Origin of the sequence: Bradyrhizobium campsiandrae, assembly GCF_014529705.1 — a bacterium.
Taxonomy (GTDB): domain Bacteria; phylum Pseudomonadota; class Alphaproteobacteria; order Rhizobiales; family Xanthobacteraceae; genus Bradyrhizobium; species Bradyrhizobium campsiandrae.
Genome location: NZ_JAANIH010000062.1, coordinates 15,510 through 39,080 on the forward strand (window position 1 = coordinate 15,510; position 23,571 = coordinate 39,080).

Consider the following 23,571-nt stretch of genomic DNA (forward strand, 5'->3'; position numbering starts at 1 on the left):
GCGTAGGGGCAGTTCCGGGAGGGAATGACGGTGCAGAGAGCTCGGCCGGCCTAATCCGGCCGCACCATCTCGAACATGTTTTCCGGCTTGATCTCGAAATAATCGCCGCGGCGACCGGCGCGGACGATCGGGCGGGCGGCGGCGGTCTGGTAGACGCCGTCCTTGATCATGGCCTTGTCGATGTGGACGGCGACGACCTCGCCGAGCGTCAGCCAGGCGTCGGCTTCCTTGCCGTTCGCCCCCTTGAGGCGGACGATATCCGAGACCTTGCACTCGAAGGCGACGGGGCTCTCGCCGACCCGCGGCACATTGACGAGCCTGCCTGGCACCGCGGTCAGCCCCGCGATCTCGAACTCGTCGACCTCAGGCGCGACATGCGCGGCGGTCGCGTTCATTTGCTTGGCAATATCCATGGTGGCGAGATTCCAGACGAATTCACCGGTCTGCTCCATGTTCGCAACCGTATCCTTCCAGTTGGTGGAGGAGAAGCCGATGATCGGCGGCACATAGCAGAACGCGTTGAAGAAGCTGTAGGGTGCGAGATTGACGTGGCCCTTGGCATCGCGCGAGGAGATCCAGCCGATCGGCCGCGGCGCAATGATGGCGTTGAACGGATCGTGCTTGAGGCCGTGGCCCTTGGATGGCTCGTAGAAGTACAGGTCTTTATCGGTCACGCGCTGCTTCCTTTTCGTCATTGTGAGCGCCGCGAAGCAATCCAGAATCCCTCCGCGAAGACAGCCTGGGTTGCTTCGCTACGCTCGCAATGACGGAATTTGTTGATCCGTCATCGCACACCGTCAGACGGCCGGTCCGCGGCGGTCGACCTGCTTATAAGGAGAAACGTCCCGCCTTGTCAGTGGCGCGGCGACAGACCCGCGATGACGAAATCGATCATCTGGTCGATGGTCGGACCCGGCTTGGTGGCGCACTGGGCGATCATCTGGGGATGGAAGAAGCGCATCATCGCGGTGCAGGCGCACAACGCGGCCAGTTGCAGGTCCGGCGCCTCGAACTCGCCGGCGGCGACGCCCTGGGCGATCATCTGGCCGATCATCCCGGCGATGCACTCCATATGGGCGACGCAGACCTGCCAGTCCTCCTGCATCGCGATCTCGACCATCTCATGCAGCTTGTTGTCACCGACATAGCGCTCGGTGTTCATGCGATGGATGGTGGTGAGCAGCTCCCGGAAGCGCGGCAGCACCGGACCGGGCCGCGCCACGATCCGCTGCGCCTCGAGCTCGACCTCGCCCATCAAGCTCCGCGCCACCGCCTGGTGGATCGCCTTCTTCGACTCGAAGAAGCGATAGACGTTGGCGGGGCTCATCCGGAGCTCCTTGGCGATGTCCCCGACCGTGGTCTTCTGGTAGCCGATCTGACGGAACAGCCGCTCTGCCACCTCGAGGATACGATCCCGGGTGTCGCCTTCGATATGTTCCGAAATCAGGGCCATCAGTCAGGACTCGTCAATCTGCACTTCTTCTCACTTATTCAGCCGCCTGAGCAAGCGGAATTGCGTGCTGGTCATCGCTCCCATGCTGCGGCGCGGCAGGCTGTTCGGGCGTCCCCGCCTCGTCCAGGCTCTTCCTGAACCACAGGGCATAGAGGCCTGGCAGGTACAGCAGCGTCAGGAAGGTCGCGACAAACAGGCCGCCCATGATCGTGATTGCCATCGGGCCCCAGAAGGCCGAGCGCGACAGCGGAATCATGGCAAGGATGGCGGCGAGCGCCGTCAGCACCACGGGACGGGCGCGGCGGACGGTTGCCTCCACGATCGCCTCCCGCCGGGTCAGGCCGTGGGAGACGTCGGTCTCGATCTGGTCGACCAGGATGACCGTGTTGCGCATGATCATGCCGGCGAGCGCGATCAGGCCGAGCAGCGCGACGAAGCCGAACGGGGCATTGGCCACGTTGAGGCCGAAGGAGGCACCGACGATGCCGAGCGGGGCGGTCAGGAACACCAGGAACAGGCGCGAGAAGCTCTGCAGCTGGATCATCAGCAAAGTCAGCATCACCATGACCATCACCGGGAAGAGGATGAAGATCGAGGCATTGCCCTTGGCGGATTCCTCGAACGCGCCACCTGGCTCGATGCGATAGGCCGGCTCGAGATAGTCCTTGATCTGCTGCAGCTTCGGCGTGATCTGGTTGGTGACATCAGGGGCCTGCACGCCGTCGATGACGTCGGAGCGCACGGTGATCGCCATGTCGCGGTTGCGCCGCCACATGATCGGCTCCTCGTGGGCATATTCGATCTTGGCGATCTGCTGTAGCGGCACGGCAACGCCGTTCTTCGAGGTGATGGTGAGATCACCGACGCCGCCGAGATCGAGGCGCTCGGACGGAATCGCGCGAGCGACCACCGCAACCTTCTCGATGCCGTCACGCACGGTTGTCACCTGCGCACCGGAGATCAGCATGGACAGCGCCTGGGAGACGTCCTGGGGCGTGAGGCCCATGGCACGGGCACGGTCCTGGTCGACGACCAGTTTGAGATAGGGCGACTGCTCGTTCCAGTCGAGCTGGACGTCCTTGACGTTCCTGTTCTGCCGCATGACGTCGCGAACCTGGTAGGCGATCTCGCGCACCTTGTTGGCGTCGGGGCCGATCACGCGGAACTGCACCGGGAAGCCGACGGGGGGGCCGAAATTGAAGCGGTCGACGCGGACGCGCGCCTCGGTCAGCATGCCGTCGGCGACCGCGCCCTCGATCTTGGCCTTGACCCGCTCGCGCGCCTCGACGCCTTTGGCGACGATGACGATCTCCGCGAACGCCTCGTTCGGCAGCTGCGGGTTGAGGCCGAGCCAGAAGCGCGGCGAGCCCTGGCCGACGTACGAGGTGTAGGTCTCGATGTCCTTGTCGTCCTTGAGCAGCGTCTCGGCCTTCTTCACGGCCTTCTCGGTGACGTTGAAGGCGGTGCCCTCGGGCAGGCGCAGCTGGAGGAACAGTTCGGGCCGCTCCGACAGCGGGAAGAACTGCTGCTGGACGTGGCCGAAGCCGACGATCGAGGCGATGAAGACGCCGACCGTCGCGGCCACCACGGTGATGCGATGATTGACGCACCATTGCACGATGGCGCGCAAGCCGCGGTACATGCGGGTCTCATAAACCGCGTGTGGATCGTGGTTGGCGTGTACCTTGATGTTCGGCAGCAGCTTGACGCCGATATAGGGCGTGAAGATCACCGCGACGAACCAGGACGCGACCAGCGCGATCGCCACGATCCAGAAGATGCTGCCGGCATATTCGCCGACCGCCGAATTGGCAAAGCCGATGGGGAGGAAGCCAGCGGCCGTGACCAGCGTTCCCGTCAGCATCGGAAACGCAGTTGATTCCCAGGCAAAGGACGCCGCGCGCACGCGATCCCAGCCCTGCTCCATCTTCACCACCATCATCTCAACCGCGATAATGGCGTCATCGACGAGCAGGCCGAGCGCGATGATCAGCGCGCCGAGCGTAATACGATGCAGGTCGAGCGACATCGTGTTCATGATGATGAAGACGATGCCGAGCACCAGCGGCACCGACAGCGCGACCACGATGCCGGTGCGCCAGCCGAGTGCCAGGAACGAGACGAACAGCACGATGACGAGCGCTTCCATGAAGGAATGCACGAACTCGCCGACGGCGTGCTCGACCACCTTGGGCTGGTCGGCGATCAGACTGACATCGACGCCCTGCGGCACCGCCTTCATGAAGTCAGCGGTCGCCTTCTCGACGTCCTTGCCGAGCTCGAGGATGTTGGCGCCCTTGGCGGTGACGACGCCGATGCCGATCGCGGCCTTGCCTTCCTGGCGAACGACGAAGCTCGGCGGATCGACATAACCGTGGGTGACGGTCGCGATGTCGCCGAGGCGGAACACGCGGCCGTTGCTCTCGACCGGGGTCTCGGCCACGGCCTTGGCGCCATCGAGCGCGCCGGTGACACGCAGCGGCACGCGCTGCGAGGAGGTCTCGACCGTGCCGGCCGGCGTCACGTTGTTCTGCTTGGCGAGCGAATCGAACAGCGCCTGCGGCGTAATGCCGAGAGTGGCCAGCTTGGCGTGGCTGAACTCGACGAAAATGCGCTCATCCTGGTTGCCATACATGTCGACCTTGGTCACGCCAGGCACCTTCAGGAGGCGCTGGCGAAAGCCTTCGGCGACCTTCTTGAGCTGGGCGTAATCGGCGCCGTCGCCGGTCATCATATAGAGAATGGAATCGACGTCGGAGAACTCGTCGTTGACGACCGGTCCGAGAATCCCTGCGGGCAGCTGGCCCTGCACGTCGACCAGCTTCTTGCGCAGCAGGTAGAAAAGATAAGGAACGTCCTTCGGCGGCGTGGAATCGCGGAAAGTGACCTGAAGCGCGGCGAAGCCGGGCTTGGAATAGGTCTGCACTTTCTCGAAATAGGGCAGCTCCTGGATCTTCTTCTCGATCGGATCGGCGACCTGCGCCTGCATCTCCTGCGCGGTCGCGCCCGGCCATAGTACCGAGACGTTGACCACTTTCACCGTGAAGAACGGATCCTCAGCCCGGCCGAGCTTCTGGTAGGAGAAGAATCCGGCGACGCCCAGCACGAGCATCAGGAACAGGACCAGCGTCGGATGGCTGACGGCCCAGGCCGAAAGGTTGAAGCGCTTCATCGCACTCTCCGGAAAATCGATCCAATTGCCCAAACGACAGCCGCTCTGTTCAAGGCGTCGTCGCGAGGCAGCGAAGCAATCCAGGGGGCTGGGCAGGTTCTGGATCGCTTCGCCGCTTCAGCCTTTGCGTAGGGGCAAAGGCCGAAACTCACCTCACACGACGTAACTGCTAGTGACGCTCAGAAAGACAGTGACGACACGACCCGCACCTTCTGGCTGGGATCGAGCTTCTGCACCCCGAGGGCGACGATCTTGGCACCCTCGTCGACGCCACCGGTAATGATGACGTCGTTGCTGTCGTAGGCCTTCACCGCAACCGGCTTGAGCGTGACTGCGCCGTTGTCATCGACGACGTAAAAGGACGGCTTGCCGCCTTCGTTGAACAAAGCCGACAGCGGCAGCCGCGCCACGCGCTCGGTGGCGGCGTCCGACAATGTCAGCGTCGCGGTCATGCCGAGCGAGACCTTGTCGCCGGCTTCGGGCAACGAGAATTTTGCGAGATAGGTGCGGGTAGCGGGATCGGCGGCCGGCGCGATCTCGCGCAGCTTCGCGACATATTTCTTGTCCGGCTCCGACCAAAGAGTGACGCTGGCGACGCCCGACTTGGCGCGTCCAACCAGCGTCTCAGGGATCGCGACGACCGCTTCCTTTTCAGCAAAGCGGGCGACGCGGATCGAAGCCTGGCCTGCGGCGACCACCTGGCCGGGCTCGATCAGCGTTGCGGTGACGACGCCACGGGCGTCGGCGTTGAGCGTCGCGTAGGAAAGGGAGTTCCTGGTCAGTTCGACCGAACGGACAGCGCGGTCGAGGCGCGCGCGCGCTTCGTCAGCGGCAGCACGGCTGGAATCCATCGCGGCGTCCGTGGTCCAGCCCTTGGCCTTCAGATCCTTGGCGCGCTGCTCGGCGGCGGCGGCCTGGGCCAGCACGCCAGTGGCGGCGGTCTGCTCGGCGACGGCCTGCTCGGCCTGGAGCTTCAGGTCGACCTCGTCGAGGGTGGCGAGCGCCTGACCGATCTCGACCGTCTGACCAACTTCCACGAGACGCTTTGCGACCTTGCCGGCGACGCGGAAGCCGAGGTCACTCTCGATTCGGGGCTTGATGGTGCCGACGAAGCTGCGCTCCGGGGTCTCGGCATCATAATGCGCGGTCGCGACCAGAACCGGCCGTGGCGGCTCGGCTTTCTGCGCCACGGTATCGTTGCATCCGGCCAGGGCGGCGGCCATCAGGGCCAGCGACACGCCAGCCAAGAGCCTGGAATAGCTAGACAAAACGGACCGAACGAACATCGGAGGACACTCCTGCGTCTGCAATGAGAGGAATGTCGACTAATCACTGATAAAAGTCAATAATCGTCAGTCATCAGGAAAGCGTGATCGTTAAGGGGTGGTAAGGATTGAAAGATGTTCGCCCAAGAGGTGCTATTGTAGGGTAGGTAAAGCGAAGCGTGCCCACGCATCCGCGCGATCGAGAGAGATGGTGGTGGGCACGGCGCAAGGGCGCCTTTGCCCACCCGACAGGACTTTCGCTAGGGCGACGTGGATTACCGCCCCTTTTCGACGAACTCGTGCTTGCTCTCGTGTCCGCCAATGAAGACCAAGATGCCGGCGAGCAACGGCAGCACGGCAAGCACTAAGAGACCGGTCGAGGTCTGACCGGTGGCTTCCTTGACCCAGCCGATCAGATAGGGACCGCCGAAGCCGGCGAGATTGCCGATCGAGTTGATCAGCGCGATGGCGCCGGCCGCGGCGGTGCCGGAGAGCCACGCGGTCGGCAGCGTCCAGAACACGCCGAAGACGCAGAACACGCCGATGGCGGCGAAGGTCAGCGCCACCATCGTCATGGTGGGATCCGTGAGATAGCTGGAGATGGCGAGCGCAATGGCGATCAGGATCATCGGCGCGCCGACATGCATGACGCGCTCTCGGGTGGCGTCCGAGTGCCGCGCCCACAGGATCATGGCCACCGTGCCGAACAGATAGGGGATCGCGGTCACGAAGCCGGTCTGGGCGTTCGTCAGGCCGAATGCCTTGACGATCTGCGGCAGCCAGAACTGCATGCCATAAAGCGCGCCGACGAAGCCGAAATAGATCAGGCTCAGCGTGATGACCTTCGGCGAGGACAGCGCCTCGCCCAGCGTCAGATGCTTCACGGCCTGCTTGGCTGCGATCTCGGCGTCAAGCTTCGCCTTGAGCCAGGCCTTTTGCTCGGCCGAGAGCCAGTCTGCCTTCTCCGGCTTGTCGGTCAGATAGAACCAGGTGACGATGCCGAGCAATACCGAGGGGATGCCCTCGAGTATGAACAGCCACTGCCAGCCCTTCAATCCCATCGCGCCGTCAAGCCCCAGCAGAAGGCCCGAGATCGGCGCGCCGATCACGGTCGAGACCGGCACGGCGACCGCGAAGGCCGCAAGGAAGCGCGCGCGATATTCGGCCGGGCACCAATAGGTCAAATAGAGGATGATGCCGGGGAAGAAACCGGCTTCGGCGATGCCGAGCAGGAAACGCAGGACATAGAAGCTGGTCACGCCGCTCACCAGCGCCATCAGCGCCGAGATGATACCCCAGGTCACCATGATGCGGGCGATCCAGCGGCTGGCGCCGAACCTCTCGAGCGCCAGATTGCTCGGTACCTCGAAGATGAAATAGCCGATGAAGAAGATGCCGGCGCCCCAGGAGAAGATCAACGGGGTGAACTTCAACTCGGCGTTCATGGTGAGCGCGGCGAAGCCGAGATTGACGCGGTCGAGATAGGAGAAGAAGTACGCCAGCACCAGGAACGGAATCAACCGCCAGGAGATGGCGCGGATCGTCGAGGTCTCGATTTCGCTCTTGGCGGCGCCGGCCGAACCGGCATAGGTCGTGGTCTGGCTCATGGCCTCCTCCCCAGGGTTGTTGCTTTTTATGGGCTGATTGCGGTTTTCAGCATCGCGAACAAAGAGTCAATGGAGCAGGCAATGCACGGGACGCAACCGGCCGACACTGTTGCACCGCTCCAGACATCGCTGATCCGCGCCGCCCTGGCGCTGGTCGTGGTCGCCTGCGGGCTGGGCCTACGCTGGTACGGCCTGCCGCTCGGCCTTCCCGCCTTCGTCGTGAAGTATGGTGGCTCGCTGCTATGGGCGACGATGGTGTTTTTGCTGGTCGGGATCGTGCTGCCGCAGCTGACGCGGGGGCAGCTTGCGACGATCGCGATGGTGATCGCCGTAGTGGTCGAGTTTTCGCGGCTGGTGCACGTGCCGTGGCTCGATGCGTTCCGGCTGACAACGGCGGGAGCGCTGCTGTTGGGGCGCATCTTCGCGCTGTCGAATCTGATCGCCTATCTCGTCGGTATCGTCGCCGGCATCTGGCTCGACGGCCGCGTCGCGAGAGACCAGGCAAAGTATCTCCGGCTTCGCGCAGGACCGCCAAATATGAACCGATTCACTGGCCTAGAGCAGTAATCTTGACGCATGCCGCTAAATATTTTGATATCCTGTCCAGCTTCCGTCAACGGCCTAAATGAACCGATTCATTAACTCCTTTTGCAGAACTCGGCACAATGATCGCCGGCGGCAAAAGCCCGCGCCAGGAGACCTCTTCCATGCCGCAGCCCAAGTTCGCCTTCGTCGGATTCGGCGAGGCCGCACAATGCTTCGCGAAGCATCTTGCGTCCCAGGCCGGACCGCAGATCGTCGCATTCTGTCAGGGCAAGACGAACGCGCCACCCTACTCCCAGTCTTTTCGTGCGGTGGCGGCCGATTGCGGTGTCATGCTCGTCGACCGGCTTGAGGATCTGTCGGAAGCGGACGTGATCTTTTCCGCCGTTGTCGTTGCCGTCGCAGCCGAGACCGGCGAGGCCATATCCAGCATCGTCCGTCCCGGCTGCCTCGTGGTCGACATCAACGCCGCAACGCCGCGAGCGAAAAAGAAAGTAGCCGAAGCCGTGGAGGCGCGCGGCGCCGTGTTCGCGGACGCGAACCTGATGGGGGCGGTCGACCTCTACGGCGCTGCGGTCACTCTCTACAGCTCCGGCAGCGGCGCCGAGCGCTTCGCGGAGATCTTCAATCCACTCGGCTTCCGCATCGAGGTGGCGGGCCCCGAAGCCGGAACAGCAGCAGCCGTGAAGATGCTGCGGAGCGTGGTGACGAAAGGCATGGAGGCGCTGCTGGTCGAGGCGCTGACCGCCGCAACGCTCGCCGGCGTGCGCGATGAAACAATGCGCGGGATCTGCACGTCGATGGATGCGACCACGTTCAGCAAGTTCCTGGATATGTGCGTTCGCTCCGACGTGCTGCATGCCGAGCGCCGCGCCGTGGAAATGGACGGCGTGGCGGCGGGCCTGCGGGAATTGGGCTTCGATCCGCTGATGACGACTGCCACGACCGAGCGCCTGAGGGCCTCAGCGCGGTTGGAGCTGCGGGACGAATTTGCGCGACGCTCAGGCTATTCCGCCGGCGAAGTGCTCGACCGATATGCGCATAAGCTGTCGGCCTCCTAAGACGAACCACGAGGCTCGCACGCGCTCGCGCAAAGACCGCAGCGAGACGACGACACTCATTCCGCCAATTGAAACCGCTCGAAGCGATCGAGCTCGTCCTCGATCAGGCGCTTCAGCTCTTTGCGCCCCACCGTCTTCTTGCCCTGCCCGACCCACGTCCACTTCTGCATCAACACCTTCCTGGCCTGCCGGTCGGTCTTGAGGTCGAGCGCGGCGACGATCTCGTCGCCGACCAGCACGGGGAGCGCGAAATAGCCGAGCTTGCGCTTGGCCTTCGGCACATAGGCCTCGAACAGATGATTGTAGCCGAAGAACAGATTGGTGCGCTTGCGCTGGATGATCAGCGGATCGAACGGCGAGAGGATGTGGACGAGATCCGGCCTTACCTCGGCGGACTCAAGCGCCGCGGGCGTAGCCCAATGCTCCTGCTTGCCGGCGCCATCGATGGCGACAGGCACGAGCTCGCCGCGCCGCACGCGGGAGGCAATCAAGCCTGCGACCGCCTTCTTGCTGGGTGCATCGAGATGGCAGACCGAATCGAGGCTGACGATGCCCTGCGAGCGCAGTGCACGCTCGAGCAGATAGGCCGTGATCTCCTTAGGGGAAGCCGGCTTCGGCAGCTTGTCCCAGCCGAAATGCCTGGTCATCAGATCATAGGTCTTGAGCATGCCCTGCCGGGCGGCGATGGTCGCAACGCCGGTGTAGAAGGCCAGCTGAAGCGCCCGCTTCGAGGGCTTGCGGCTCTGCCAGAGATGCTCCTTCTCGGTGAGCACGTCGTCCTCGATGTCGCGGATCGTCAGCGGCCCGGCGCGCAATAATCGCATCACCTTGCGCATATCGGCCGGCGTCACCGAGGCATACCATTTGTGCCCCTCCCGCCTGTGCTCGCGCATTGCCGGCAGGAAGAAGCGGAAATCATCCGACGCAACGTAGGAGAGCGCGTGGGTCCAGTATTCGAACACACTTTTGTCGATGCTCTGGGCATGACGCAGATCGGCGCGCCGGTAGGACGGGATGCGGCTGAAGAGAATGTGATGATGGCAGCGCTCGATCACGTTGATGGTGTCGATCTGCACATAACCGAGATGGGCGACCGCCTCCGCGACGGCCTGCGCACCCTCCCCGAACGGCGCGCGCGTGTCGAGCCGCTGAGCTCGCAGCCAGATCTGCCGTGCCTGTGTTGTCGAGAGTGGAAGGGGTTTTGGTGCGCGGGACATTGCGAGAGGCAATGTAGCGGGATTCGCGCCAATAAAAAGAATGAGCGAAAAACCAAGCAAAAGAAAAAAGCCGCGCTGCCATCTACTGACAGCGCGGCCGGATCGGACGGTCCGCGGCCTACTTCATCATCATCGCCTTCTGCGACTTCATGTAGTGCATGCAGCCGCTCTTCATCTTGCCGTTGCTCATGTCGGTATTGGCCATGGCCATTTCCTTGTTCGCCGCCATCTTGGCGGGCGTGTCGGCGGTGCCGGTCATCGCGGCCGTCGACTTCATCAGATTATCGCCGGTGCACGCCATCATCGCGGCGGATGCGGGCGAAACGGAAAGACCGAACGCGACAAAGGCTGCGGCGGTGAGCAAGGTCTTCATCGAAAAGTCTCCTTGAGCAAAACGAAACCGGCGTCATGCCGGCATTCGCAATACGTATTCTCTGGCGGGAACGTTTCGCAGAGAAGACAATTTTCTTGCTGCACTGCAAAGCCGGCCGGCGTCAGCGACCATCCTTCGGCGCTCTAGCCCGGTCGTTGGGTCTGTCGCTGAGGCTTCCGGTGGCGATGTCGGGCTCGCAAATGGCCTTGCCGCGTCCTTCCGCCTGGCAGCGATAGACGCTGCCGGTGAGGCGGTCCACCAGCCACATGTTCTCGTCTGTCGGAGCTTCGAGGCCGACATAGCGGCTGGTCAGGCCTGTGATCAGCGTCGAGAGCAGGATCGCCACCGCGATCATGGCCGCACCGATATAGATGGGCATTGCATTCAGAGACACAGTCCGATCCGGCGGGCCGTTGCGATAGAATTGATAGTCACTCGGCCTCGGCACTGGATGGAACTCGGCTCCTCTCGCCCGCGATTGTCGGATGACGTTGCTTGCTAGGCGCGCATCTGGCCGAAAGCTTGTCCGCGAGCGGACCGTGCCGCGACTGCTTTGCGACGAACGATGTGTACAGGCTTCACAATGCCCACCTGACCCGCCCTCACCAGTGGTCGCGCAGCCCCGGTTCCCCAAGCGAGATCCGAGGGAGATAGCACTACCTGGACGCCTCGGCCGTGAACGTGACCAGGATCACATCCGAGCCTTTGAACCTTCCCTATGCTCGCAGCATCAAATTGCCATCAGGCGTCATAGCGAGGATACGACAATGACCCATTTCAGTAAGTCTTTTGGATTGAAAGCGATCACCCTTGTCGCCGCGCTGTCGCTGACGGCCGGCCTGGCTTTCGCCGGCGACACCAATGTCTCCAGCAGCCAGATCCTGGATGCGCTGAAACCCAAGCCGGTCACCCGCGGCCTGTCGGCCGGTCCGCAGGCCGATCCGACGGCGCAGGCCAAGGAGGCGACTTTCCTGAATACCGTGCGCAACCGGTCGACCCGCTCGCTCTCGATGGGCGAGCGCGAGCAGATCGCGGAGCTTGCGGCGACCAAGCCGAACATCGATCTGGAAATCCAGTTCGATTACAACTCGGCTGAGATCGCCAAGACCTCGGTGGCGTCTGTGCAGGCGCTCGGCAAGGCGTTGTCCGATCCGTCGCTGAAGGGCTCGACCTTCGTGGTCGCCGGCCACACCGATGCGATCGGCACGGAAGAGTACAATCAGGGTCTTTCGGAGCGTCGCGCCGACACGATCAAGAAGTACCTGGTGCAGAATTACGGTCTGAGCAGCAACGATCTCGTCACCGTCGGCTATGGCAAGACCAAGCTCAAGGACACCGCCAACGGCGCCGACCCGATCAACCGCCGCGTCCAGGTCGTGAACATGGAAACCAAGACCGCGTCCAAATGACTGGAGACGTGATCCGATGACGAGGAGAAGCCGCCTGCTGCCCGTGCAGCAGGCGGCATTGATCGCGATCGCTCAAACCGGCATGGGCGCAGTGAGCGCATCGCGCACCAGTCGCGCAAGCTCGGCCTTGCGGTAAGGCTTTTCCAGAATCAGCGCGCCCTGCCGAACGTGGCCGTTCGCCGCCAGTGTTTCCAGGGCGTAGCCCGACGTCAGCAGCACGCGCAGCCCGGGCCTCTCCTTGCGCGCGAGGCCCGCGAGCTCCCAGCCGTTGACACCTCCCGGCATGACGACGTCCGTGAACAGCAGGTCGACGTGCGGCGTTGCGGCGAGCACCTGCAAGGCCTCCTTGCCGTCGACGGCCGCGATCACCCTATAACCCAGGCTCTCCAGACTCATGACCGCATAAGACCGAACGAACGGATCGTCCTCGACGACCAGCACGGTTTCAGAGCCGCTCTGTGGCACCTCCTTCTCCACCGCCAGCGGCACATCCTGCATCGTCCCGAGCACGGCAGGAAGATAGATCCGCACGGTCGTGCCGAGACCCAGCTCGCTATAGATCGTGACATGGCCGTTGGATTGCTTGGCGAAGCCATAGACCATGCTGAGCCCGAGCCCACTGCCCTTGCCGACCTCCTTGGTGGTGAAGAAGGGCTCGAATGCTCGCTCCAGCACCCGCTTCGGCATGCCGGAACCAGTGTCGGTGACGGCGATCACGACATACTCGCCCGGCCCGACCTCGGGATGCACATTATGATCGCCTGCATCGACCGACGCATTCGCCGTCGAGATGGTCAGGCGACCGCCTGAGGCCATCGCATCCTGCGCGTTCAGCGCGAGGTTAAGGATCGCCGCTTCGAGTTGCACCGGGTCTGCGAACGCATGCCGGAGCGCGCGATCGGCCTGGGTGGCGATCTCGATATCCTCGCGCAGCGTTCGCCGCAGCAGCTTGTGCATGGATTCGACGAGCCTGTCGCATTCGGTCTCGACCGGCCGCAGCAGCTGCTTGCGGCTGAAAGCGAGCAGGCGCTGGGTAAGTTCGGCGCCGCGCTCACCCGCGCTGCAGATCTCGTCGGCGAGGCGTTTCAGCTCGCCCCGCGGTATCAGCTGCTCGCTGAGATATTCGGCGTTGCCGACGATCACAGTGAGGAGATTGTTGAAATCGTGGGCGATACCGCCGGAGAGCTGCCCGACCGCCTCCATCTTTTGCGCCTGGATCAGCTGAGCTTCCGTGCGCTTGCGGTCGGTCAGATCGTGGATCATGCCGACGAAGATGGAGGAACCGTCCTGCTTGGCCTCGCCGACCGAAAGATCCATAGGAAAGGTCGTGCCGTCCTTGCGCTGGCCCAGCACCTCGCGGCCGATGCCGATGATCTTCCTGTCGCCGGTCTTGATGAAATTGTGGATGTAGCTGTCATGCCCGGATCGGTAGGGCTCGGGCATCAACGTCCGGACATTTTGTCCGAGCACCTCGTCCGCCTCGTATCTGAACAGCTTCTCGCAGGCCGGATTGAATTTCAGAATGATGCCGTCGGAGTCGATCAGGATCACGCCGTCGACGGCGGTGTCGACCACCGCCCGCAGCCGTGCAGCACTCTCGCGCAGCTCGCGCTCGACCCGCTCGCGCTCGGTGAGATCGTGGATGATGCCGACGAAGATCGATTCGCCCGAGGCTTGCTTGGTCTCTCCGACCGAAAGATGCATCAGAAAGGTCGAGCCGTCCTTGCGCTGCCCCACCACCTCACGGCCGATACCGATGATCTTACGCTCGCCGCTGACGTGGTAATTGTGGAGATATCCATCATGGGCGTTGCGGTAGGACGACGGCATCAAAAGCTTGACGTTTTGACCGATCACCTCGTCGGCGGAATAGCCGAACAGCTTCTCGCAGGCCGGGTTGAACATCAGAACGTCGCCGCGTGCGTCGATCAGGATCACCCCGTCGACCGCCGTGTCCACCACGGTTCGCAGCCAGTCCGCATTCGAATGGTCCGGCCTGACAATCGGCTGCCCCATGTTCACGACCGCATCTCCGATTCCGACGACGGCGGTCAGTCCACACGCACCGATTGATTCCGGCAAGAGAATTCTACCCAGCCTATGCACGCAAGCGTGCACTAGATCCAGCTCTGAAACAGCATCAGCCGGTTGAACGTCTGCATCGACGTGCCGACGAAGGCCGCCGAAATCGGCAGCATCACCGCAAAGCCGATCGCGGCGAGACTGACATAGGCCCACAATGTCCAGCGCGGCAGTCGTTCTTTGCACAGCACATAGACGAGCGCGAGCGAGGCCGCCGTTGCGGCTGGCAAATAGTAATAGATGAAGCCCAGCGTGCGCGGCAGCAGCGCCCAGGCGAGCCACGGGCCGAGATAGAACGCCGCGATCAAGAATGCATCCCAGCGACGGGCGACAATGAAGTCGCGCAGCACCACGACGAGCGCCGGCAGCGCCGCCCACAGCACCAGTGGATTGCCGAGAAAGACGACCGCGGCGATGTTGTCGTCGCTGGTCTTTTCGAACAGGAACCACACCGGCCGCGCCAGCAGCGGCCAGGACGGCCAGGAGCTCATATAGGTGTGGCCCGCGATGGCCGTGGTGGTGTTGTCGGCGAAGATCCGGCGCTGCGCCTCGATCAGCTCCGTCAGCGACAGACCGTAGAGCGGAACGAAGGCGGCGAGATAGGTCACGGCCGGCAACAGCGCGAAGCAGAGCCCGGCATGCTGCGCCCTGAAGGTCGGCCAGAGATCGGGCCGGTACCAGTCACCGGGCTTGGCGTCAGCAAACAGGACGCGCCAGCCCTGCATCAGGCGGACCACCGCAACGATGACGATGCAGACACCGAGCGGAAACAGCCCGCTCCATTTGCAGGCGGCCGCGAGACCGAACAGGCTGCCGGCGAGCGCGAACAGCGCCTGCGGTCGCTCGCGTCGAAAGCCGTGCATGAAGGCGGCAATTGCAAGCAGACCGAGGCCGAGCGCAAAGATGTCGAGCATCGCGATGCGCGCCTGCACATAGAGCATCTGGTTGCCCCCCGCGATCAGCGCCGCCGCGATCGCAGACCTCTGCGATCCGAACAGCGCGAGGCCGCAGAGATAGATCGCGGCGATCGCGAGCGCACCGAACAGCGTCGCCGGATAGCGCCAACCAAACGCATTGTCGCCGAACGCTGCGATCGAAGCTGCGATCAGCTCCTTTGCCAGCGGCGGATGCATCGGATTGAGCATCGGCTGCGCCGCGGTGAGGCCCAGCATCTGCCGCGCCGCCGGCACATAATGCACCTCGTCGAAGACGAATTTTTCCGGCGTCGCCAACCCGACCAGCAGCACCAGATGCGCCGCCAGGAAGATCGCGACAGCAGTCACTGCGCTTCGCGACAGCTTCGGAACCGCATGTGCCTGGTGCGACTGCTGTGAGACTATTTTGCGTGGCAAATCTGCGTCACCGCGAATAAAAAACAACTCAGCCGATCCATTGAACGCATTCTGCCGCAACTGTCACTAAGCTTACGCTCGTCCCGCGCCGCTTGTGGTTCTTCTGCCATAACACAAACCTGCGCGATCCGGTACGATCAGGGACCTCGATCGGCTACGAAATGAATTTACGTTTTCTGCTTTTCCCCGTCCTGCTGTCGCCCGCATTGTGCTCTGCGCCCTGTGCGCAGGCACAGACGCGCGTCGGCGAAGCCGTCCTGGTCCAGAACGAGGTGGTGCGCGTCGCCGCGACCACGACGCCGATCAATGTCGGCGACAGCATGCTGCGCGACGAGACGGTGCGCACCGGGGCCGACGGCGCGGCGCGCTTCGTGATGGCCGACAGCACCAATTTGTCGCTCGGGCCGAGCGCGACGCTGAAGCTCGACCGCACCGTCTTCAACGACGAGCGCAGCTATCGCGACGTTGCGATCCGCATGGCCACCGGCGCCTTCCGCTTCGTGACCGGTCATTCGGAGAAGACCGCCTACAAGATCACGACGCCGCTCGCGACGATCGGCGTCCGCGGCACAATCCTCGACATCCTGTCGCAGCGCGGCCGCTCGGTCGTCGTGCTGCAGGAGGGAGCGGCCAGCGTCTGCACGCTGAACGCCCAGTGCATTCAGCTGACCCAGCCGGGCGACACCGCGGTCATCACCTCGACCGGCGGCAGGGTCTCCGTCACCAAGACCAACACCCCACCCTGGACGTTTGCCGCGAACTGCGCTGCGAACGCCGGGCTTTGCGCCGTGAATCAATATGCCGACGCCTCGCCGACCGTCACGCCCGCCGTCCATGACGACGGCATGCTGTGCGGGCGCTGACGATGACGAAACCCGGATTCAAACGGCTCGTTCTGGCCGGCGCATTGGCCGCGATCGCGGCGTTTGCCCTCTTCACGCTCAACACTGGTTCGGCCGTGGCCGCCAGCTTCTGCGAGTCCGACTGCGGCGACCCGACTCCCTATCCCTCACCAAGTCCCTATCCGTCGCCGAGCCCGTCACCGACCCCAAACCCGAACCCGTCACCGAGCCCCACGCCGACAGGCTCCGATTCCAGCGGCAGCTCGGTCAGCGGCCTCGCGGGCCAGCGCTTCAACCAGATGATCACCAACCGGGTGCTCGGCACGGTGCTGCTTGGCGTCAACGAGCAGGTCAATTGCAGCGACTGCATCAGCGCGTTCGGCTCGGCCGGTTCGTTCTCGACCGGCATTCACGGCCGCAAGGAGCTGACGTCCAATCTGTCGCTGCTCGCCGGTCTTGCCTACACGCAATACAGCGAGGGCGGCTACCACGTCACCAGCGCCCCGATCGCCGCCTTCGCGCTGCGCTATGACTTCACCGATTGGGGCTCGTCGCGTCCGTTCTTCGACGTCGGCACGATCCTGACGCCGTGGGAGAAGGCGAGATACACCCGCAGCTACACCACCAGCCTTGGCCCGGTCAGCGTGACGAGTTCGGCCAACGCCGCGAACTACGCCGTCTACGGCCGCGCCGGCTGGATGAGCCGTCTGTCGCCGCGCGACGAGGTCGCGGCCTCGATCGAGATCTGGCAGCTCTGGCAGCGCGTGTCGGGCTATCAGGACAACATTGTCGCGTTCAATCCGTTCGACGCCTCGATTGCTGACGGCACCGACCGCACCAGCCTGGTCAAGATCGGCGGCCAGTGGACCCATCTCTTCGCCGGCAACATCGAGACCAACATCAATGGCGGCTGGGTGCAGTCGTTCGCAAGCCACAGCGGCATCGTCGCCACCGTGACCGGCGATGGCATGGTGGTGCCGACCATGGGCAACCAGGGCTGGTTCGAATATGGCGGCCGCCTCGGCTTCCGCGTGCAGAAGGGCTGGGTCGTGGACCTCTTCGCCAACGGCACGTTGGGCCCGCAGCCGGTGGGCAACACCATCCACGGCGGCGTGGGGCTGAGGATCAATTATTAGAGCAGGATCCGAAAAGCGTGAAGCGGTTTTCCGAAAATCCTGTAGGGTGGGCAAAACGCAAGCGTGCCCACCACCTCTATCGTGGACAGATGGTGGGCACGGCGCTGCCGCACCTTTGCCCACCCTACGGCACCCATGTTGACGTCACGCCGCCGACTTGCCCTCGAACGCCCGCCGCAGCACCTCAACATCCAGCTTCACCATTTTCATCATGGCCTGCATCGCCCGGGCGGCGGCGGCTTTGTCGGAGCTCGACAGGAAGTCGAACATCACCTTCGGCACCACCTGCCATGACACGCCGTAGCGGTCATAGATCCAGCCGCATTGCTGCTCCTTGCCGCCGTGGGCCAGGATCGCATTCCACACGCTATCGACCTGGGCCTGATCGTCGCAATGGATCATCAGCGACAGCGCATGGGTGTACTCAACCTTCATTCCGCCGTTGAGCGCGACAAGCGGCTGGCCGGCCACCGTGAACTCCACGACCAGAACCGAGCCCTCCTTGCCGGACGGGTTATCCGCAACGTTGCGCTGGATGTGCGTGATGTTCGAGTTAGGGACAAGCGAGACGTAGAACTTCGCAGCTTCCTCGGCATCGCCGTTGAACCACATGCAGGGCACAAGCTTGGACATTTGGCGTTCTCCTCTTCGGGGTTTGACCTCTTGAATGTCGATCAGGCGTTCGCCATGACGGGCTTTGGCGGCACTGCTGCCATATCCACCCAGTTCACACCCCACATGTGGCCATCTGGGTCCTCGAAACTGCGGCCATACATGAAGTCGTATTCGTCGATCGGGCTGGGATCGGCCATCCCGCCGGCGGCCTCGGCCTTGCCGACGATCTCGTCGACCTCGTTCCGGCTCTCGGCGGACAGGCAGAACAGCGCCTGGTTCGAGGTCTTGGCATCAGAGATGGGCTTCGGCGTGAACTGACGGAATTTATCGGGGGTCGTCAGCATCACGTAGATGGTCTCGGACAAGACCATGCAGCTCGCCGTGTCGTCGCTGAATTGCGGGTTCCTGGTCGCGCCGATCGCCTCGTAGAAGGCGGTCGCACGCCTCAGGTTGGTCACCGGCAGATTGAGGAAGATCATCCTGGGCATCGAAAGCTCCTTGAGGGGGTTCCGCCCAAGGACGGATGGCTGGGCCGCCATCCGACACCGCTTCCGATTTTTTTCCGATTTTTTTTGCGTTTGCTCGCCGGGTTCTGTCACCCCGAACCCCGCACGGGGCTTCGGCGCGCCTTACTTCTTCTCGTTCGGATCGCGATGGACGGGGTCGATCCACAGCACGGTTTCGGGCTTCTCGACCGGCTCGATATCGAGATTGATCGCGACTGCCTCGCCGTCGCTGCGCACCAGCACGCATTCCAGTACCTCGTCCGGACTGGCATTGATCTCCTGATGAGGCACGTAGGGCGGCACGAAAATGAAGTCGCCCGGGCCGGCTTCGGCGGTGAATTGCAGGCTCTCGCCCCAGCGCATCCGCGCCTTGCCCTTCACCACGTAAATGACGCTTTCGAGATGGCCATGGTGATGCGCGCCGGTCTTGGCATCGGGCTTGATGCTGACGGTGCCGGCCCACAATTTCTGCGCGCCAACGCGGGCGAAATTGATCGCCGCCGCGCGATCCATGCCTGCCGTCGAGGGCACGTTGGTATCGAGCTGATTGCCGGGAATGACGCGCACGCCGTCATGTTTCCAGCGACCGTCGTGATCGTGGTCATGGTGCGAATGAGAATGGTCATGGCCAGTCATGAGGACTTGCTTTCTGTTGGTTCCGTGCGGGCGAACCTAACCAAAGGCGCGACACCAAGCCATACCAAAATCGGAACTCTCATAGTCGCCAGACGTTGTCATCGCGAGCAACCTGGAAGGAGAGTTTCATGGGTAGCACGACCGACAAGATCAAGGGCAACGCCAACGAGGCCATCGGCAAGGCCAAGCAGGGCATCGGTGAGGCCACCGGTTCCGAGCGCTTGCAGGGCGAAGGCGTCGTCCAGGAAGTGAAGGGCAAGGGCCAGAAGGCCATGGGCGACGCCAAGGACAGCGCGAAGGAAGCGATCGATCGCGCCGCTGCGGCGGCTCGTCGCGCGGCGGAATAACGAAACATTGGATTGAACACGAAAAGACCGGCCAAGAGGCCGGTCTTTTTGTTTGCGCGCTCATCGCTCTCCGTCACGGCCGGGCTTTGTCCCAGCATGACGACGTGGAATGAGCGTTTATTTCACCGCGAGCAATTCCACGTCGAACATCAACGTCGCGTTCGGCGGTATCACGCCGCCGGCACCGCGCGCGCCGTAGCCGAGCTGGGGCGGGATGATCAGCGTGCGCTTGCCGCCGACCTTCATCGAGGCGACACCCTCGTCCCAGCCGGCGATGACGCGGCCCTTGCCGATCGGGAATTCAAACGGCTCGTTGCGGTCGACGGACGAGTCGAACTTCTTGCCCTTCTGGCCATTCTCGTAGAGCCAGCCGGTATAGTGCATCACGCAAATCTGCCCGGGCTTCGGCGAGCCGCCCGTGCCAACGACGCTATCGGTGATCTGCAATCCTGAAGCTGTAGTCATGGTCTTTCCTGCGGTCTGGGCCGAGGCCGAGGTGAAAACGAATGTCGATGCACCGCCGATCGATGTGATCGCGAGAGCCGACATGATGGCGAGGAGCATGCGCCGGAAACGCTGCATAAAACACCTTCCGTTCGAGGCGGAAGGTGTCTAGCGCAACGAGCATGCGGTTTCCACCCCTTAGACCTCGATATTTTCCAGCCGCACCGGCAGCCTCCGGATACGCTGGCCGGTGGCGTGGAAGACCGCATTGCAGATCGCGGCATTGGTGCCGACATTGGCGAGCTCTCCGAGCCCCTTTGCACCGACCGGGTTGATGTGATCGTCCTGCTCGGAGAGCAGAATCACCTCGACATCAGGCACATCGGCATTCACCGGCACGAGATAGTCGGCAAGATTGTCGTTGACGTAGCGCGCGGTGCGCTGATCGATCTCGGTGGCCTCCAGCAGCGCCGAGGACATGCCCCAGATCAGGCCGCCCATGAGCTGGCTGCGCGCCGTGCGCGGATTCATGATGCGGCCGGCGGCGAAGGCGCCGACCAGCCGGGGGCAGCGGATCTCGTGCGTGAAGCGGTTGACACGGACCTCGACGAACTCGGCCCCGAAAGCGTAGGCAATCTTGTCCTTCATGGCCGAGCCGCCGACCAGCCGCGCGTGCCCGCTATGCATGGCTTTGAAGGAATCCAGCGGCGCGCCTTCCGGCTTCCACTCGCCATATTCCTCGACCACGCCGACGCCGAGCGCGTCGAACGCCTTCTCGAGATCGAGCGGACGGTCGCTCCTGGCCGCTTGGTTCGCCGGCGTCTGGCCGATGCCGACCGTTTCCTTGGCCTTGTCAGTCAGACTTTCGTTCGGCATCACCGCCTTGAACAGACGCTGGCGGATCTGATCACACACCATCATCACCGCCGAACAGGTGCTGGCGGTTGAATTGGAGCCGCCTGCGACCGGTGCGGGCGGCAAATCACTGTCTCCCATGAATACGGAGACCTTCTCCAAGGGGACGCCGAGCCGTTCGGAGGCGGTCTGGGCGATGACGGTGTAGGCTCCGGTGCCGATCTCGTGGCCGGCGATCTCGACGCGGGTACGTCCGTCGCGCTGGAGGCGCACGCGCGCGGCCGAAGGCGCCATTTGCGTCGGGTAGCAGGTGGCCGCACAGCCATAGCCGATCAGCCAATCGCCATCGGACATCGATCTTGGGGCAACCGAGCGCTGCGCCCAACCGAAGGCCTTTGCGGCTTCATCGAAACACGCCATCAGCGATCGCGACGTATATGGCTTGCCGCCAATCGGCTCGTTGGTGGTGTCATTGACGCGGCGGAGCTCGACCGGATCCATGTTGAGCTTGACGGCCAGCTCGTCCATCGCGCTCTCCAGTGCGAACAGATATGGCACCTCCGGCGGCGAGCGCATGAAGCCCGGCGTGTTGCGGTCCGCGCGCACGATCGACACAAGACTATCGACATTGGAACAGGCATAGAGCCGCGTCGTGGTCTTGGTACCGCCGACGCAGTAGGGGTCGGCGCGCGACGACATTTCGGCGCCCTCGTGCCTGAGCGCGACCAATTTGCCGTCGCGGCTCGCGCCGAGCTTGATCTCATGACGCGTCTCGGCGCGATAGGTCGCGATGGTAAACCCCTGGTCGCGGGTCGGAACCAGCTTGATCGGCCTGTTCAGCCGCTTCGCGATGCCGGCGATGATCGCAGTTCTCGGCGTCATCGACCCGCGCGAGCCAAAGCCGCCGCCGACATAGGGATTGACCACCCTCACCTTGTCGGCGTCGATGCCGAGCTGCTCGGCCACGCCGTTCTTCAGGCCGTAGACGTATTGGCTCGGCTCATAGATGACGAGAGTATCACCCATCCAGGCACAGCTCGTCGAAAACAGCTCCATGGGATTATGGTGCTGCGTCGGCGTCTCGTAGGACGCCTCGACTTTCACCTCGGCCTCGTCGAACGCCTTGGCAAAGTCGCCGACCTTCGGGTCTTCCTTGAATTGCGCGTTCTGGCCTTTTGCCGCGGCTTTCGTCGTTCCCGGCGAGTCGAAGCTCGCGCTCGGGGTCGCCGCCGAGTAACTGACCTTGACGCGGTTAGCGGCCTCGCGCGCGGCCTCGTAGCTCTCGGCGATGACGACCGCGATGATCTGGCCGTCATGAGCGATTTCGGCCGATTTCAGCGGCTGGATCGTGGTGCCGGCATAGCCGCCATTGCTGAAGAGTTTTGACTCCTTCAGCTTGGGCGCATTTTCATGCGTGACGATATCGATCACGCCGCGAACGCGTTTCGCATCGTCAAGATCAAAACTGTTGATGCGGCCCTTGGCGATCGCACTAGTGACCAGGAACGCATAGGCCGGATTATCCAGCGGCATGTCGGCCCCGTAGGTCGCACGCCCGGTGACTTTCGCGACCGCATCATAACGCGGCACGGGCTGGCCCATATTCGCCTTCGGCTCGGGAGCGGCAGCAGTCATGGTCAGATCTCCATCGTTACAGCCTGCTGGAGCGCGCGGACCACCACGCGCTTGCCGAGCGCGATCTTGAAGCTGTTGTGCCGGCGTCCCCTGGCGTCGGCGAATGCAGCATCCGCGGCGCGCTGCGCCAGACCGTCATCGAATTTTTGCCCCTTGAGCTGCGCCTCGGCTTCGCGGGCGCGCCACGGCACGGTCGCGACGCCGCCGAGCGCCACGCGCGCGTCCCGGATCGTCCCGTCCTGCACATCCAGCGCAACCGCTGCCGAGGACAGCGCGAACTCATAGGACTGTCGGTCGCGCGCCTTCAGATAGACCGAGCGCGGCCACCGGCCGGAAATAAGAAAGGCCGAGATCAACTCGCCTGGCTGAAGCGTCGTCTCGATCTCGGGCGTGTTGCCAGGAGCCTTGTGGAGCTCTGCAAACGGCATGCTGCGGGTGCCGGACTTGCCGGTCACCTCGACCGTCGCATCCAGTGCGATCAGCGCCTGGGCGAAATCGCCGGGATACGTCGCGATGCACTGGTCGGAGGTGCCGAGCACGGCATGCATGCGGTTGACGCCGTCCATCGCAGCACAGCCGGAGCCCGGATTGCGCTTGTTGCAATTCTCGTAGGAGACATCGCGAAAGTAGCTGCAGCGCGTCCGCTGCATCACATTGCCGCCGAGCGTTGCCATGTTGCGCAGCTGGGCGCTGGCCGCGAGCTTCAGGGAATTGGCGATGACCGGATAGTTGCGCTGGATCTCGTCGTGCGCGGCAACGTCGGACATTTTTGCGAGCGCACCGAGCCGCAGCGTCTCGGCGCCTGGTTCAATCGCCGACCAGCTCAGCGCGAGTGGATTGATGTCGAGGATTGCAGCCGGCCGCATCACGTCGAGCTTCATCAGATCGATCAGCGTGGTGCCGCCAGCGAGCGGCTGGGCCGTGGCCTGCGTCAACGGATCGTTGGCGGCCGCCGCGGCGCTGAGCGCCTGCAGGGCCATGTCGGGATCTGTCGCCCTCTGGAATGAAAACGGTCGCATGC

22 protein-coding genes are annotated in these 23,571 nt (G+C 63.4%); 6 read left to right on the forward strand and 16 right to left on the reverse strand.

The window, feature by feature from the left end:
• Positions 1-50 precede the first annotated feature (50 nt).
• The 5 genes from G8O24_RS33160 to G8O24_RS33180 all read right to left on the reverse strand — a co-directional run bounded on the left by G8O24_RS33160 (position 51) and on the right by G8O24_RS33180 (position 7,497).
• On the reverse strand, positions 51-674 hold the full coding sequence (locus G8O24_RS33160) for a flavin reductase family protein (RefSeq protein ID WP_188106743.1): 624 nt from the start codon (positions 672-674) through the stop codon (positions 51-53).
• Between the two features lie 179 nt (positions 675-853).
• Positions 854-1,453, reverse strand: a complete 600-nt coding sequence (locus G8O24_RS33165; RefSeq protein ID WP_188106744.1) for a TetR/AcrR family transcriptional regulator — start codon at positions 1,451-1,453, stop codon at positions 854-856.
• A 34-nt stretch (positions 1,454-1,487) separates the two neighbouring features.
• Positions 1,488-4,625, reverse strand: a complete 3,138-nt coding sequence (locus G8O24_RS33170) for an efflux RND transporter permease subunit (protein ID WP_188106747.1) — start codon at positions 4,623-4,625, stop codon at positions 1,488-1,490.
• 179 nt (positions 4,626-4,804) lie between these two features.
• Positions 4,805-5,911 carry an efflux RND transporter periplasmic adaptor subunit gene (locus tag G8O24_RS33175; protein ID WP_188106749.1) on the reverse strand — a complete coding sequence of 369 codons (1,107 nt, stop codon included), beginning with the start codon at positions 5,909-5,911 and terminating at the stop codon, positions 4,805-4,807.
• 254 nt (positions 5,912-6,165) lie between these two features.
• Positions 6,166-7,497 carry an MFS transporter gene (locus tag G8O24_RS33180; RefSeq protein WP_188106751.1) on the reverse strand — a complete coding sequence of 444 codons (1,332 nt, stop codon included), beginning with the start codon at positions 7,495-7,497 and terminating at the stop codon, positions 6,166-6,168.
• A gap of 81 nt (positions 7,498-7,578) precedes the next feature.
• Here G8O24_RS33180 and G8O24_RS33185 point away from each other — a divergent pair, with 81 nt between their 5' ends.
• Both G8O24_RS33185 and G8O24_RS33190 read left to right on the forward strand, forming a co-directional pair.
• On the forward strand, positions 7,579-8,064 hold the full coding sequence (locus G8O24_RS33185; protein ID WP_188106752.1) for a ribosomal maturation YjgA family protein: 486 nt from the start codon (positions 7,579-7,581) through the stop codon (positions 8,062-8,064).
• Between the two features lie 140 nt (positions 8,065-8,204).
• Complete coding sequence (locus tag G8O24_RS33190; RefSeq protein WP_188106753.1) at positions 8,205-9,101, forward strand: NAD(P)-dependent oxidoreductase; 897 nt, start codon at positions 8,205-8,207, stop codon at positions 9,099-9,101.
• Between the two features lie 56 nt (positions 9,102-9,157).
• Here the strand turns inward: G8O24_RS33190 and G8O24_RS33195 are convergent, their stop codons facing one another.
• The 3 genes from G8O24_RS33195 to G8O24_RS33205 all read right to left on the reverse strand — a co-directional run bounded on the left by G8O24_RS33195 (position 9,158) and on the right by G8O24_RS33205 (position 11,070).
• Positions 9,158-10,318 (reverse strand): winged helix-turn-helix domain-containing protein, encoded by a 1,161-nt coding sequence (locus G8O24_RS33195; protein WP_188106754.1) that lies wholly within the window; start codon positions 10,316-10,318, stop codon positions 9,158-9,160.
• A gap of 118 nt (positions 10,319-10,436) precedes the next feature.
• On the reverse strand, positions 10,437-10,691 hold the full coding sequence (locus G8O24_RS33200; RefSeq protein WP_188106755.1) for a hypothetical protein: 255 nt from the start codon (positions 10,689-10,691) through the stop codon (positions 10,437-10,439).
• A gap of 121 nt (positions 10,692-10,812) precedes the next feature.
• Positions 10,813-11,070, reverse strand: a complete 258-nt coding sequence (locus G8O24_RS33205; RefSeq protein WP_188106779.1) for a hypothetical protein — start codon at positions 11,068-11,070, stop codon at positions 10,813-10,815.
• 388 nt (positions 11,071-11,458) lie between these two features.
• Between G8O24_RS33205 and G8O24_RS33210 the strand changes: the two genes are divergently transcribed.
• On the forward strand, positions 11,459-12,100 hold the full coding sequence (locus G8O24_RS33210) for an OmpA family protein (protein ID WP_188106756.1): 642 nt from the start codon (positions 11,459-11,461) through the stop codon (positions 12,098-12,100).
• Positions 12,101-12,172: 72 nt separating this feature from the next.
• Here the strand turns inward: G8O24_RS33210 and G8O24_RS33215 are convergent, their stop codons facing one another.
• Together G8O24_RS33215 and G8O24_RS33220 are read right to left on the reverse strand one after the other, a co-directional pair.
• On the reverse strand, positions 12,173-14,116 hold the full coding sequence (locus G8O24_RS33215) for a hybrid sensor histidine kinase/response regulator (protein WP_188106780.1): 1,944 nt from the start codon (positions 14,114-14,116) through the stop codon (positions 12,173-12,175).
• A 101-nt stretch (positions 14,117-14,217) separates the two neighbouring features.
• Positions 14,218-15,522: a glycosyltransferase family 39 protein gene (locus tag G8O24_RS33220; protein ID WP_188106781.1), complete on the reverse strand. Its 1,305-nt coding sequence runs from the start codon at positions 15,520-15,522 to the stop codon at positions 14,218-14,220.
• A gap of 173 nt (positions 15,523-15,695) precedes the next feature.
• Here G8O24_RS33220 and G8O24_RS33225 point away from each other — a divergent pair, with 173 nt between their 5' ends.
• Positions 15,696-16,397: a FecR family protein gene (locus G8O24_RS33225; protein ID WP_188106757.1), complete on the forward strand. Its 702-nt coding sequence runs from the start codon at positions 15,696-15,698 to the stop codon at positions 16,395-16,397.
• Positions 16,398-16,399: 2 nt separating this feature from the next.
• Positions 16,400-17,512 carry a hypothetical protein gene (locus tag G8O24_RS33230; protein WP_188106758.1) on the forward strand — a complete coding sequence of 371 codons (1,113 nt, stop codon included), beginning with the start codon at positions 16,400-16,402 and terminating at the stop codon, positions 17,510-17,512.
• A 144-nt stretch (positions 17,513-17,656) separates the two neighbouring features.
• Here G8O24_RS33230 and G8O24_RS33235 read toward each other — a convergent pair whose 3' ends face one another.
• The 3 genes from G8O24_RS33235 to G8O24_RS33245 all read right to left on the reverse strand — a co-directional run bounded on the left by G8O24_RS33235 (position 17,657) and on the right by G8O24_RS33245 (position 19,269).
• A complete protein-coding gene (locus tag G8O24_RS33235) occupies positions 17,657-18,145 on the reverse strand; it encodes a VOC family protein (protein WP_188106759.1) in 489 nt (162 codons plus the stop codon).
• Between the two features lie 41 nt (positions 18,146-18,186).
• Positions 18,187-18,615, reverse strand: a complete 429-nt coding sequence (locus tag G8O24_RS33240) for a VOC family protein (protein ID WP_188106760.1) — start codon at positions 18,613-18,615, stop codon at positions 18,187-18,189.
• 141 nt (positions 18,616-18,756) lie between these two features.
• A complete protein-coding gene (locus G8O24_RS33245; protein WP_188106761.1) occupies positions 18,757-19,269 on the reverse strand; it encodes a cupin domain-containing protein in 513 nt (170 codons plus the stop codon).
• 128 nt (positions 19,270-19,397) lie between these two features.
• On the opposite strand from G8O24_RS33245, the gene G8O24_RS33250 reads away from it, so the two are divergent.
• Positions 19,398-19,616, forward strand: coding sequence for a CsbD family protein (locus G8O24_RS33250; protein ID WP_188106762.1), 219 nt, complete (start codon positions 19,398-19,400; stop codon positions 19,614-19,616).
• Positions 19,617-19,733: 117 nt separating this feature from the next.
• Here G8O24_RS33250 and G8O24_RS33255 read toward each other — a convergent pair whose 3' ends face one another.
• Genes G8O24_RS33255 through G8O24_RS33265 form a run of 3 tightly spaced genes read right to left on the reverse strand, consistent with a single transcriptional unit; the run spans position 19,734 to position 23,569 of the window.
• On the reverse strand, positions 19,734-20,198 hold the full coding sequence (locus tag G8O24_RS33255) for an FKBP-type peptidyl-prolyl cis-trans isomerase (protein ID WP_188106763.1): 465 nt from the start codon (positions 20,196-20,198) through the stop codon (positions 19,734-19,736).
• Positions 20,199-20,258: 60 nt separating this feature from the next.
• Entirely contained in the window at positions 20,259-22,550 is a 2,292-nt protein-coding gene (locus G8O24_RS33260; protein WP_188106764.1) for a xanthine dehydrogenase family protein molybdopterin-binding subunit, read from the reverse strand.
• Between the two features lie 2 nt (positions 22,551-22,552).
• A complete protein-coding gene (locus tag G8O24_RS33265; RefSeq protein ID WP_188106765.1) occupies positions 22,553-23,569 on the reverse strand; it encodes an FAD binding domain-containing protein in 1,017 nt (338 codons plus the stop codon).
• Positions 23,570-23,571: the final 2 nt, after the last annotated feature.

What these genes read in the sequence shown, in the direction of transcription:
- G8O24_RS33165 (WP_188106744.1), bottom strand. Translation starts at nt 1,453, where the DNA reads ATGGCCCTGATTTCGGAACATATCGAAGGCGACACCCGGGATCGTATC.
- G8O24_RS33170 (WP_188106747.1), bottom strand. Translation starts at nt 4,625, where the DNA reads ATGAAGCGCTTCAACCTTTCGGCCTGGGCCGTCAGCCATCCGACGCTG.
- G8O24_RS33175 (WP_188106749.1), bottom strand. Translation starts at nt 5,911, where the DNA reads ATGTTCGTTCGGTCCGTTTTGTCTAGCTATTCCAGGCTCTTGGCTGGC.
- G8O24_RS33180 (WP_188106751.1), bottom strand. Translation starts at nt 7,497, where the DNA reads ATGAGCCAGACCACGACCTATGCCGGTTCGGCCGGCGCCGCCAAGAGC.
- G8O24_RS33185 (WP_188106752.1), top strand. Translation starts at nt 7,579, where the DNA reads ATGCACGGGACGCAACCGGCCGACACTGTTGCACCGCTCCAGACATCG.
- G8O24_RS33190 (WP_188106753.1), top strand. Translation starts at nt 8,205, where the DNA reads ATGCCGCAGCCCAAGTTCGCCTTCGTCGGATTCGGCGAGGCCGCACAA.
- G8O24_RS33195 (WP_188106754.1), bottom strand. Translation starts at nt 10,318, where the DNA reads ATGTCCCGCGCACCAAAACCCCTTCCACTCTCGACAACACAGGCACGG.
- G8O24_RS33200 (WP_188106755.1), bottom strand. Translation starts at nt 10,691, where the DNA reads ATGAAGACCTTGCTCACCGCCGCAGCCTTTGTCGCGTTCGGTCTTTCC.
- G8O24_RS33205 (WP_188106779.1), bottom strand. Translation starts at nt 11,070, where the DNA reads ATGCCCATCTATATCGGTGCGGCCATGATCGCGGTGGCGATCCTGCTC.
- G8O24_RS33210 (WP_188106756.1), top strand. Translation starts at nt 11,459, where the DNA reads ATGACCCATTTCAGTAAGTCTTTTGGATTGAAAGCGATCACCCTTGTC.
- G8O24_RS33215 (WP_188106780.1), bottom strand. Translation starts at nt 14,116, where the DNA reads ATGGGGCAGCCGATTGTCAGGCCGGACCATTCGAATGCGGACTGGCTG.
- G8O24_RS33225 (WP_188106757.1), top strand. Translation starts at nt 15,696, where the DNA reads ATGAATTTACGTTTTCTGCTTTTCCCCGTCCTGCTGTCGCCCGCATTG.
- G8O24_RS33230 (WP_188106758.1), top strand. Translation starts at nt 16,400, where the DNA reads ATGACGAAACCCGGATTCAAACGGCTCGTTCTGGCCGGCGCATTGGCC.
- G8O24_RS33235 (WP_188106759.1), bottom strand. Translation starts at nt 18,145, where the DNA reads ATGTCCAAGCTTGTGCCCTGCATGTGGTTCAACGGCGATGCCGAGGAA.
- G8O24_RS33240 (WP_188106760.1), bottom strand. Translation starts at nt 18,615, where the DNA reads ATGCCCAGGATGATCTTCCTCAATCTGCCGGTGACCAACCTGAGGCGT.
- G8O24_RS33245 (WP_188106761.1), bottom strand. Translation starts at nt 19,269, where the DNA reads ATGACTGGCCATGACCATTCTCATTCGCACCATGACCACGATCACGAC.
- G8O24_RS33250 (WP_188106762.1), top strand. Translation starts at nt 19,398, where the DNA reads ATGGGTAGCACGACCGACAAGATCAAGGGCAACGCCAACGAGGCCATC.
- G8O24_RS33255 (WP_188106763.1), bottom strand. Translation starts at nt 20,198, where the DNA reads ATGCAGCGTTTCCGGCGCATGCTCCTCGCCATCATGTCGGCTCTCGCG.
- G8O24_RS33260 (WP_188106764.1), bottom strand. Translation starts at nt 22,550, where the DNA reads ATGACTGCTGCCGCTCCCGAGCCGAAGGCGAATATGGGCCAGCCCGTG.
- G8O24_RS33265 (WP_188106765.1), bottom strand. Translation starts at nt 23,569, where the DNA reads ATGCGACCGTTTTCATTCCAGAGGGCGACAGATCCCGACATGGCCCTG.